Raw genomic sequence first — 255 nt, 5'->3', positions numbered from 1 at the left:
CCTTTTTATTATCTCGGCATTTAGTTAGCCCAGTAAAACAAATAGCTAACGGTATGCACCGCTTAACGCAAGGCAATTACGAGACTAAGCTGACCCTAGATCGAAAAGACGAACTAGGGCAGTTAAGCGAGGATTTTAATACGCTTGCATTTACGCTCGCCAAAGACGAGCAAGTACGTAAACGCTGGCTTGCCAATATTTCTCATGAGCTTAGAACGCCAATGAGCATTTTGCTTGGTGAGCTTGAAGCTATGC

1 protein-coding gene is annotated in these 255 nt (G+C 43.9%); it reads left to right on the top strand.

Going from position 1 to position 255, the window contains the following annotated elements; all coding sequences use genetic code 11:
* Window positions 1–53 precede the first annotated feature (53 nt).
* On the top strand, window positions 54–255 hold a 202-nt coding region (locus AAEY83_RS16805; protein ID WP_351060920.1), incomplete at its 3' end, for a HAMP domain-containing protein.

Origin of the sequence: Psychrobacter sp. TB20-MNA-CIBAN-0197, from assembly GCF_040309765.1 — a bacterium.
Taxonomy (GTDB): Bacteria; Pseudomonadota; Gammaproteobacteria; order Pseudomonadales; family Moraxellaceae; genus Psychrobacter; species Psychrobacter submarinus.
This window is presented reverse-complemented; position numbering and strand designations above follow the sequence as displayed.